Annotated in this window: 8 protein-coding genes; 5 read left to right on the forward strand and 3 right to left on the reverse strand. The window is 68.1% G+C overall.

Annotation, left to right across the window (positions count from 1 at the left end):
- Window positions 1-95: 95 nt before the first annotated feature.
- Complete coding sequence (locus AC1MFL_RS07355) at window positions 96-2,807, forward strand: ATP-binding protein (protein WP_479814411.1); 2,712 nt, start codon at window positions 96-98, stop codon at window positions 2,805-2,807.
- On the forward strand, window positions 2,804-3,478 hold the full coding sequence (locus AC1MFL_RS07360) for a response regulator (protein WP_479814413.1): 675 nt from the start codon (window positions 2,804-2,806) through the stop codon (window positions 3,476-3,478). The genes AC1MFL_RS07355 and AC1MFL_RS07360 overlap by 4 nt, the downstream gene beginning before the upstream one ends.
- Before the next feature lie 36 nt (window positions 3,479-3,514).
- Here the strand turns inward: AC1MFL_RS07360 and AC1MFL_RS07365 are convergent, their stop codons facing one another.
- A complete protein-coding gene (locus tag AC1MFL_RS07365; protein WP_479815374.1) occupies window positions 3,515-4,648 on the reverse strand; it encodes an acyl-CoA dehydrogenase family protein in 1,134 nt (377 codons plus the stop codon).
- 265 nt (window positions 4,649-4,913) lie between these two features.
- Here AC1MFL_RS07365 and AC1MFL_RS07370 point away from each other — a divergent pair, with 265 nt between their 5' ends.
- From AC1MFL_RS07370 to AC1MFL_RS07380, 3 genes are all read left to right on the forward strand, one after another.
- Complete coding sequence (locus AC1MFL_RS07370) at window positions 4,914-6,650, forward strand: AMP-binding protein (protein WP_479814415.1); 1,737 nt, start codon at window positions 4,914-4,916, stop codon at window positions 6,648-6,650.
- Window positions 6,651-6,686: 36 nt separating this feature from the next.
- Entirely contained in the window at window positions 6,687-7,193 is a 507-nt protein-coding gene (locus tag AC1MFL_RS07375) for a MarR family winged helix-turn-helix transcriptional regulator (RefSeq protein ID WP_226759470.1), read from the forward strand.
- Between the two features lie 80 nt (window positions 7,194-7,273).
- Window positions 7,274-8,128: a LuxR C-terminal-related transcriptional regulator gene (locus AC1MFL_RS07380; RefSeq protein WP_479814417.1), complete on the forward strand. Its 855-nt coding sequence runs from the start codon at window positions 7,274-7,276 to the stop codon at window positions 8,126-8,128.
- A gap of 112 nt (window positions 8,129-8,240) precedes the next feature.
- Here AC1MFL_RS07380 and AC1MFL_RS07385 read toward each other — a convergent pair whose 3' ends face one another.
- Together AC1MFL_RS07385 and AC1MFL_RS07390 are read right to left on the reverse strand one after the other, a co-directional pair.
- Window positions 8,241-9,638 carry an MFS transporter gene (locus AC1MFL_RS07385; RefSeq protein WP_479814419.1) on the reverse strand — a complete coding sequence of 466 codons (1,398 nt, stop codon included), beginning with the start codon at window positions 9,636-9,638 and terminating at the stop codon, window positions 8,241-8,243.
- A gap of 359 nt (window positions 9,639-9,997) precedes the next feature.
- Window positions 9,998-10,777, reverse strand: coding sequence for an enoyl-CoA hydratase (locus AC1MFL_RS07390; protein ID WP_301225201.1), 780 nt, complete (start codon window positions 10,775-10,777; stop codon window positions 9,998-10,000).
- Window positions 10,778-10,815 lie beyond the last annotated feature (38 nt).

Here is a 10,815-nt window from a genome sequence, read left to right on the forward strand (position 1 = left end):
GCCGGCCGCGGCCTCCCAGCCCCGGCGGGGATCTTGACGAATCCCTGACGCGGCGCGGCCCTCCGCGAAACGGACGTGAATGCAAGAATGGCTCCATGGCACGTGGAACGCTGCGCATTTTTCTGGGGTCTGCGCCCGGTGTCGGCAAGACCTACACGATGCTCCGGGAAGGACACCGGCTGCGCGATGGCGGCGAGGACGTCGTCGTCGCGTTCGCCCGGGACCGCGGCCGCCGCGACACACGTGCCCTGCTGGCAGGGCTCGAGCTCATCCCGGCCGCGCGCGTCCCTTACCGGGAGCTCCATCTCGAAGAGCTGGATCTGGACGCAGTGATCCGCCGCGGGCCCGCCACTGCATTGGTGGATGAGTATGCCCACACCAATCCGCCGGGCAGCCGGAACGCCCACCGGTGGCAGGACGTTGACGAACTGCTGGATGCCGGCATCAACGTTCTTTCCACCCTGGACGTCCAGAATCTTGCTTCCCTCAGCGACGTCGTCAGCACCATCACCGAGGACCGGCCGGCGGAGACCGTGCCTGATGAGATCGTCCGGCGGGCCGGCCAGATCCAGCTGGTGGACATCTCCCCGGAGCTCCTGCGGCAGCGCCTGGCGGACGGCAAGATCGTCGCCGCTGACAGGATCGATGCTGCGCTCGCAGGCTACTACCGTCCGGGCAACCTGGCGGCCCTGCGCGAGCTGGCCCTGCTGTGGCTGGCGGACCGGGTCGATGAGGGGCTCGCAAGCTATCGGGCGGGAAAAGGGATCGAAACCAGCTGGCCCGCCCGGGAACGGGTTGTCGTCGGGTTGCCCGGCGGCCCGGAGGGCGAGATCCTGATCCGCCGCGGGGCACGCATCCTCAACCGGGTCAACAGCGGCGACCTCCTGGCGGTGCACGTGCGTGCAGCGGACAAGGTGGCCGCAGAATCGCCGCAGGTGCTGGAGTCGCAGCGCCGCCTGGTCCAGGACCTGGGCGGCAGTTACCACGTTGTGGCCGGCGACGATCCGGCCGCCGCGCTGTTGGACTTCGCCCGGAGCGTCAACGCCACCCAGGTCGTCATCGGAATGCCACGGCGCGGCGGCGTGTCCGCACTGCTGGCAGGCCTCCGTGGCAGGCGCACCGGGGCCAGAGTGGTCCGCGGAGCCGGCGCCATCGATGTCCACATCGTGTCCCGGCCGGCTGAGCGCACAGGCCCGGGGGTGCCACGGCGGCGGGACCTGGGCCGTGTCCGCGTGACGACCGGGTTTGTGATGGCCGTCTGCCTTCCTGCCCTGCTGGAGCTTCTGCTGGCGGTGATCCCGGAAAGGAGCCTGGCCACCACCGTCCTGGTCCAGCTCACCGGATCCGTTGCCGTGGCCCTGGTCGGTGGACTGTGGCCCGCGATGCTCGCGGCGCTCTGGAGCAGCCTGCTGGTGAACTACTTCTCCACTGCGCCGGTGGGCAACCTGACCATCAGCGATGCGGAGAACGCGCTGGCCCTCCTGGTGTTTGTCGGCGTGTCCGCCGCAGTCGCCACCGTGGTGGACCTCTCCGCGCGGCGTTCCAAGGAAGCGGCTCTCGCAAGTGCGGAGGCAGCCACCCTCGCGGACCTCTCGCGCGGGGCTGCTGGTTCGGAGGACACCCTTGTCGGTTTGCTGGAACAAGCGCTGGAAGTCTTCCAGGTCCGGGGCGCGGCCCTTTTGAGCCGGGCTGACGACGACGGCGGCTTGGCGGGTGACGGCGCTGGGGCCGCGGGCCATCCGGGCGGGGGCTGGCAGCTGATCGCCAGTGCCGGCGACGTTCCGGCCCTCGGTGACGGCGCCGGGGGCGGGGGCGGTCCCGGCAGGGCGGACATCCCGGGTGACAACGTCGAATGGATCGACGCCGCCACCTGCCTGGTCCTGACCGGCCGGGTGCTGCCGGCCAGCGACAGGCGGCTGCTCGGGGCCTTTGGTGTCCATTTGATGGCCCAGCTGGAACGTCAGCAACTGCAGGCCAGCCGGTCCGAGGTCCTGAAACTCGCTGAAGGCAACACGATGCGGACTTCGATCCTCCGCGCCGTCTCCCACGATCTCCGCACTCCGCTGGCCGGAATCAAGCTCGCGGTCGGAGCCCTTCGGCAGGAGGGCGTCCGCTACACCCGGGAAGAGGAGCAGGAGTTGCTGGCGACCATCGAGGACTGCTCGGACCGGCTGGAGGTGCTGGTGGGAAACTTGCTGGACATGTCCCGGATCACGTCCGATTCGATCAAGCCGCTGTTGCGCGCGGTGCGCTGGTACGAGGTCATTCCCGGCGGACTGCACGGGATCGCTCCGGGCCGGGTGCGCGTTGAGCTCCCTGCCAACATGGCAGAGGTCGAGGCGGACGAGGGCATGCTCGAGCGTGTCATCGCGAACATCGTGGAGAACGCCGTCAAGTACGCCCCCGGATCCGACATTGTGATTACCGGCTCCGCGGGCGGTCTCGGGGCTGTCAGCGTGAATGGCCTCCCGGCCGGGGAGCTGCGCATCATCGACCACGGAACGGGGGTCCCGGCGAATCGGGTCGTGGACATGTTCCGCCCCTTCCAGCGCCTGGATGATGCCACGCAAGCAACCGGGGTGGGCCTCGGCCTCGCTGTCGCCAAGGGATTCACCGAGGCGATGGGCGGCAGGCTGACAGCCGAGGCGACGCCGGGCGGCGGACTCACCATGGTGATCAGCCTCCCGCTCTCCGCCGGCGCACCGTTCCAGGCGGAGCCGGTCCAGGCCCCGCTGCAGCCGCAGTCGGCCGTCGTCGGGCGCCACCATGCACCACCGATCCTTTCCTCCGGGACGGACGCGGTATGACCTCCGTCCTGGTGGTCGACGACGACGGTTACCTGCTCCGGGCGCTGCGGATCACGCTGCAGGCCCACGGCTACGACGTTGCCACGGCGGCTGACGGGCGCTCGGCGCTGCTCGCCGCCCAGCAGCACCCGCCGGGCCTCGTGATCCTGGACCTGGGGCTCCCCGACATGGACGGGGCCGCCGTGATCCGGAAGCTCCGGGTCTGGAGCCGTGTTCCCGTTCTCGTGTTGTCCGCACGCCACGGTTCACAGGACAAGGTGGATGCCCTCGACGCCGGGGCCGACGACTATCTCACCAAGCCGTTCGGGCTGGAGGAACTCCTTGCCCGGCTGCGCGCCCTGCTGCGCCGCAGCGCGGACACCGACCAGCCGGCGGCCATCATGACGGATGCCTTCACCGTGGATCTCGGAAAACACCGTGTCACCCGCGACGGCCAGGACATCCGGCTCACACCAACTGAATGGAAAATGCTGGAGGTGCTGGTCCGGAATCCGGAGAAGCTCGTCACCCAGCAGCAGCTCCTGTCCGAGGTGTGGGGTCCGGCATACGCGAAGGAGACCAACTACCTCCGCGTGTACATGGCGCAGCTCCGCCGCAAGCTGGAACCGGAGGCGGCCACTCCGCGGCACCTGATCACCGAGGCCGGCATCGGCTACCGTTTCCAGCCCTGAGAGGGTCCCGCAGCACCCGCGGGACCCCTAAGCCGGTTAAACGAAAGCCGACTTGCCGGTCACGGCCCTGGCCACGATCAGCGAGTTGATCTCGTAGCTGCCCTCGTAGGTGTAGAGGATTTCGGCGTCGCCGAAGAGCTTGCCCATCTCGTAGTCGGTGCTGATCCCGTTGCCGCCCATCAGCGAGCGCCCCATCGCCACCGATGCCCGCGCCAGCCGGGTGGTGGTGGATTTGGCCATCGCGGCCTGGACCATCTCCAGCTTGCCGTCTTCCTGGATCCGGGCCAGCTGCGCCATCAGCGACAGGGAGGCCGACGCGTTGCCCAGAATCTCCGCCAGCTGCTGCTGGATCAGCTGGAAGCGCGCCAGTTCCTTGCCGAACTGCTTCCGCTCCAGCGAGTAGGACCGCGCGACGTCGAACGCGGCCAGCTGGATGCCGGCCGCCTGCCAGCCCACCCACGCGCGCGAATCGCGCAGCAGTTCGTTGGCCTTGGAGAAGTCCGTGGCGCCGGGGAGCAAGTTGGTCTCCGGAATGCGGACCTCGTCGAGCACGATGTCGGCGTTCTGCATGATCCGCAGCCCGATCTTGTTCGCGATCTTTGTGGCGGTGTAGCCGGGGCGGTCCGTCTCCACGATGAAGCCTTTGATCTGCTGGTCCGCGACATCACGCGCCCAGACCAGGGCAAAGTCCGCAATGGTGCCGGCGCCGATCCAGCGCTTGGCGCCGTTGATGACCCATTCGCCGTCCTCGAGCCGGGCCGTGGTGGCCAGCCCGCCGGCGATGTCCGAGCCGTGGTCCGGTTCGGTCAGGGCGAAGGCGCCGATCTGGGTGAAGGCGGTGAGCCCCGGCAGCCAGCGCTCCCTCTGTTCGTCGGAGCCGAGCTGGTCGATCATGCCGACGATCAGCTCGTTGTGGATCCCCACGAGCGCGGAAAGGGACACATCGGCGCGTGCCACCTCGACATACATCAGGCCCTTGAACAGCTTGGAGGTACCGTCCGTCTGCAGGCCGCCCAGTCCGTACTTGCCGAGCTCGGCGAGCAGCCCGAAGGGGAACTCCTCACGGTTCCAGTAGTCGATCGAGGCCGCCCGGATCCGGGACTGGAGGAAGTCCCGGATCTCCTGGTAGCGGGACTGTTCCTCCGGTGGCAGGAGATCCACGATGTACATCAGGTCCGCATCCGGAAAAGGCGGCGCCGCCACGCCCTCCAGCGCCGTCCCGTCCTCGGTGACGCTCAGTCCGCTGGCACGTCCTTGTGGCTGCACGGGCATGTATCCCTTCGTAGTGATCCGGTCATGAACCGGGTCGGCTCTTCCAAACCCTTGGATGTCCTAGTATATTGCACAGTGATGGGGATCACTAGGCAACGGGTGGTCTCCGGGCAACGGCGCCGGGCTTAGAGCGGCTGCGCCACCAGACTTCGAAAGGTGCACCATGACAGTCACTGAGGAATTCCGCGCAGCACGGGACCGCCTGCTTGATCTCCGCAAGGACTACGAGGCGGCGCGCAGCGAATTCCAGTGGCCACGCTTTGAACACTTCAACTTCGCCCTGGACTGGTTCGACCAGATCGCGGCGGACCCGGCCAAGGCGGACAACCCGGCCCTCGTAATTGTCGAGCAGGACGGCTCCGCCACCCGGCGCAGCTTCGCGGACCTGTCCCGGCGCTCCGACCAGGTGGCCAACTGGCTGCGCGGCCAGGGCGTGCGGCGCGGCGACCGGATGATCATCATGCTCGGAAACCAGGTGGAACTCTGGGAACTGATGCTCGCCGGGATCAAACTGGGCATCGTCATGATCCCCACCACCACTCTGATGGGACCCGATGACCTCAGGGACCGGGTGGAGCGCGGCGGCGCGAACTGGGCCGCCGTCGGCAGCGCCAACATCGGCAAGTTCGCTGAGGTCCCCGGCGCCTACACCCTGATCGAGGTCGGCGACGGGGCCGAAAATACGGCCGCCCTGCAGTACGCCGGGTCGGCGGGCGCGGCGGAAGGATTCATCCCGGACGCGCCGACCCTGGCCGACGAGACGCTGCTGCTGTACTTCACCTCGGGCACCACCTCCAAGGCCAAGCTTGTGGAGCACACGCACACCTCCTACCCGGTGGGCCATCTGTCCACCATGTTCTGGATCGGGATGGAACCCGGCGATGTGCACCTGAATGTGGCTTCGCCCGGCTGGGCCAAGCACGCCTGGTCGAACGTCTTCACGCCATGGATCGCCGAAGCCTGCGTCTTTATCTACAACTACGAGCGCTTCGACGCCAAGGCGCTTATGGCGCAGATGGACCGCGAGTCCGTGACGAGCTTCTGCGCCCCTCCCACGGTCTGGCGCATGCTCATCCAGGCCGACCTGACCCTGCTCAAGAACCCGCCCACCAAGGTGGTCTCCGCCGGAGAACCGCTCAACGCCGAGGTCATCGACCAGGTCCAGCGCGCCTGGGGGCAGACCATCCGCGACGGCTTCGGCCAGACCGAATCCACCGTGCAGATCGCGAACACTCCCGGCCAGCCGATCAAGATCGGGGCCATGGGCAAACCGCTGCCCGGGTACGACGTCGTCCTCGTGGACCCCGCCACCGGCGCGGAAGGCGACGACGGCGAGCTCTGCCTGCGCCTTGACCCCCGCCCCGTCGGGCTGATGAAGGCGTATTACGGCGACCCCGAAAAGACGGCGGACGCGTTCCGTGACGGCTACTACCACACCGGCGACATGGCCAGCCGGGACGAGCGCGGCATCATCACCTACGTGGGCCGCGGCGACGACGTCTTCAAGTCCTCGGATTACCGGCTGTCCCCGTTCGAGCTGGAGAGCGTGCTGATCGAGCACCCGGCGGTGGCCGAGGCCGCCGTCGTCCCCTCCCCCGACCCGCTCAAGCTCTCGGTGCCCAAGGCGTTTGTGGTGCTGGCGGCCGGGCACGAACCGGGCCCGGAACTCGCCGAAGACATCCTGCGCTACTGCCATGACCACCTGGCACCGTTCAAGCGGATCCGCCGGCTGGAATTCGCCGAACTGCCCAAGACCATCTCGGGCAAGATCCGGCGCGTGGAGCTGCGGCACAGCGAGGAACTGCGCCACGGCGGGGGGACGGTCCCGGCCGGGCTCGGCACGGAGTACTCCGAAGCCGACTTCCCCGGGCTGAAAAGCGCGGCCGAAAAGCTACGCTGAACCTTATGAGATTCAGGTCGAGAAACTGGGGGTGCCGTGGCAACGCCGCTGCCGCGTGATCCGATCGCCGACGCCCGGCTGAACTGGGAACGGCACGGCTGGTCCGACGTCGCGGCGCCGATGGCTGCCATCACCGCGATCATGCGGACCCAGCAGATCCTGCTTGCCCGGATCGAGGGGGTCCTGAAGCCGTTCGGGCTGACGTTTGCCCGCTACGAACTGCTCGCCCTGCTCAGCTTCGCCCGCAGCGGCGCCCTGCCCATGAACAAGGCCAGCGCGCTGCTGCAGGTCCATCCCACCTCCGTGACGAACGCCGTCGACCGGCTGCAGCAGGCGGGACTGGTCCTCCGCTCGCCGCATCCGACGGACGGGCGCACCACCCTGATTGAACTCACCCCGGAGGGGCGGACGCTGGCAAAACGGGCGACGGCGGCACTGAATTCGGAGGTGTTCGCCCAGTCCGGCTTCGCGGAGCATGACGTCGACCAGCTGATCGGCATCCTGGGCACCTTCCGCCGAAACGCCGGCGACTTCAGCGAGTGACCCCCGGGCTCAAATGCCTGACCAAGACTGACGCCCGTCACAAAGCGGTGGCTGGGTTCCGCGGCACCAGGAGACGACTCATGCAGCCGAACGCCTATTCCCGCCCCGACGACCGGGAGCTGCTCCGTGCCTCGCTGCGGCTGCTCTCCGGACGGTTCCGGCCGGCCGTGCTATTCGCCGGGCTGGCCAGCGGTGAGCTGCTGCAGCTGACGGACTTCCTGGGCACCGCCACGTCCAGCCTGCACCAGGTCGTCGTCGTCCCCGGCGCGGGTCTCGGCGGCCGGGTCTTTGCGCAGCGGCGGCCGTACCTCGTGGAGGACTACATCGCCTCCGAGGGAATCACCCATGAATACGACGTGGCCGTCAGGCGGGAGCGGCTGACCTCGATGGCGGCCGTCCCCGTGGTGGTCCGGGGACAGTCGCGGGCGGTGCTGTACATCGCGAGCCGGGACAGCATGCCGCTGGGGGAAAATGCTGTGTGCGAGGGGATGGAGGCGGCCGCCGAGATCGCCGAGGAGCTGCGCGTCCGGGACGAGGTGGACCGGCGGGTCTCGATTATCGACACGGCCCGGGCCGCACCCGCCCAGGCCCTGGACCGCAGCTGGCTGGAGCACGTCCGGGAAGCCCACGCCGAGCTGCGCTCCCTGGCCGGCACGGTTTCCGACCCGCACCTGGCCCGGCAGCTGGACATCATCGGCAGCCACCTGGCCCCGCCGCCGGCCGACGGCGTCCATCCCACGGCCCGGCTGGCCCGGCGGGAACTTGATGTCCTGGCGCAGGTGGCACTGGGCTGTTCCTATCAGGAAACCGCGGAGCGCCTCGGCCTGAAAGCGGTGACCGTCAAGAGCTACCTGCAGAACGCCATGGTCAAGCTGTCTGCACACAACCGGCTCGAGGCCGTGTCCGCGGCACGCCGGCTGGGGTTTATCCCCTAAGCGGGGCCGCCGGTTTTGGAAACCAGGCCGCCGGGGTTTAACCCGAAGAGCGGGGCTTCCGGTGTTTCACCGGAAGCCCCGCTCCCCCCCAACAGCGGAACCGCTCGGATCCCTAGTGCCGGGCGACGGGCTCGATGGCTCCGGCGCCGTCGGCGTGCTCCGGGGCGGTGTGGTGCTTTCCGCTTTCCAGCGCCCGTTTCTCGTGGTTGGGCAGCGCCAGTGTGCAGAGGACGCTGAAGACGCCGATTCCGGCGAGCAGGACCCCGACGGACCAGGCCCCGGACGTGCCGGCAAGCTGGGCCGCCACGAGGGGGACAATGCCTCCGCCGACGACGCCGGCCAGGTTGTAGCCCATGCCGGCGCCGGTGTAGCGGTACCGGGTCTCAAAGAGCTCCGGAAGCAGGGCGCCGGCGGGGCCGTAGGCGATGGCGAAGATCACCAGGGTGACGGTGAGCCCGACACCGAAGGCGAAGACGGTGTTCGCGCTGAGAATCGGGAAGAGCGCGAGTGACCACGGCACGGCCAGGATGCCGGAGGTGGCGATGACCTTCTTGCGGCCGAAGCGGTCCGAGAGGATGCCGGAGGCCAGGGTGGCGGCGGCGACGAAGAGGGAGGAGACAATGCCGGTGCTCAGAACGTCCACCCGGCTCAGTTGCATGCCGGTGGGACTCGTGGCATAGCTGGTGAGGTAGGCGGTGCCGACGTAGAAGAACGCGAAGAGGAGCGTCAGGGAGCCGCCGGCGAGCAGGATTTCGCGCGGCTGGCGTTTGATTGATTCGAGGATGGGCAGCTTGGTGCTGGTCTCGGTGACCTTGGCGGCGTTCTTGAATACCGGGGTTTCCTCGATGCTCAGCCGCACCCACAGGCCCACGAGGACGAGCACTGCGCTGAGAATGAACGGCACCCGCCAGCCAATGGTGATGAAGGCCTCGGACTTGTCCCCGAGCGTCAGGTTCGTGATGAGGAACGTGCCGCTGGCCAGTGCGAACGCAACCGACGGGCCCAGTTGCGGGAAGGAGCCGAACAGCCCGCGTTTGCCCTTGGGAGCGTATTCGGCCACGAGGAGGGTGGCGCCGGCCCATTCGCCGCCGACGGCGAGGCCCTGCACGAAGCGGAGCACCACCAGCAGGATGGGGGCGGCCACGCCGATGGTGCTGGCGTCCGGTATGAAGCCGATCAGCACGGTGGCGATGCCCATCATGAGCAGGGTGGTGATGAGGGTTTTCTTCCGGCCGATCCGGTCGCCGAAGTGCCCGAAGACGATGGCGCCGACGGGACGGGCGAAGAAGGCGACCGCGAAGGTGCCGAAGGAGGCGATGGTGCCGGCCGCGGCGCCGAGCGCCGGGAAAAAGACGACCGGGAAGACCAGTGCGGCGGCGGTGCCATAGATGAAGAAGTCGTAGAACTCGATAGTGGTTCCGGCGGCGCTGGCGAAGGCAACCTTGCGCAGGGTCTTGCGGCTGGGCGGCGCTTGCAGCCCTGCCGGCGAGGTCGGTGAAACTGAGGTCATGGCAATCTCCTTTGATGTCAGCCCCAATGCCAGGCTGTGTGACTCAGCTCACCGTAGCCAAAAGCGTGGACATCCAACTACCTCCCAAAAGAGGTAGCCGCGAAAAGAGAGGACCGGCCCGCCGGACTGGGGTGCTGAACCGCGCGCACGAACTCGTGACACTCATCGTGATGGCCCTGGTCATCGGCCTGTTCGGAATCGGCACGGCCCGATCGCCTGGCGCTGCGGACACGGCCCCGCGACGCGCCAAAGCCCTGCCGCTGCCGGAATTCGGCAGCGTCAGGGCTTTGGCGCGTCGCCGGGCGGTTTGCCCGTCACAGAAGGGTTGGTGCGCCCCAGGATGGTAGGCCCGCCCCTGCTTAGCGGTGCGTGAAGTCCGGCTGGCGCTTCTCGGTGAAGGCTGCCATGCCTTCCTTCTGGTCCTCAGTGGCGAACAGCGAGTGGAACACACGCCGTTCGAAGAGCACACCCTGGGCCAGCCCGGTCTCAAACGCGGCGTTGACAGCTTCCTTGGCCACCATCGCCACCGGCTTGGACTTGGAGGCAATCACCTCGGCGGCTTTGAGCGCCTCTTCCACCACGTCCGCGGCCGGCACCACACGGGACACCAGGCCGGCGCGTTCGGCTTCCTCGGCCTCCATGAACCGCCCGGTCAGGATCATGTCCATGGCCTTGGCCTTGCCCACCGCGCGGGTCAGGCGCTGCGAGCCGCCCATGCCGGGCAGCACGCCCAGGTTGATTTCCGGCTGGCCGAACTTGGCGTTGTCGCCGGCGATGATGAAATCGCACATCATCGCGAGCTCGCAGCCTCCGCCCAGCGCGAACCCGGACACGGCCGCGACCACCGGGATGCGCAGCCGGGTGAAGTCCTCCCAGCCGCGGAACCAGTCCGCGGCGTACATGTCCATGTAGCCCTTGGACTGCATTTCCTTGATGTCCGCGCCGGCGGCGAAGGCCTTGGCGGAGCCGGTCAGCACGACTGCCCCCACCTCGGGGTCGGCATCCATGGCCGACACTGCGGCCACGATTTCGTCCATGGTGGCCTTGTTGAGGGCGTTCAGCGCCTTGGGCCGGTTGAGCGTCACGAGCCCCACCCGTCCCCGGCGCTCCACCAGAATGTTTGTGTACTGCTCCGTCATGCGTGTCCCCTCAGCTGCTGTTCAGAAATGTCCGCTGC

Source organism: Arthrobacter sp. BG3 (assembly GCF_056680185.1).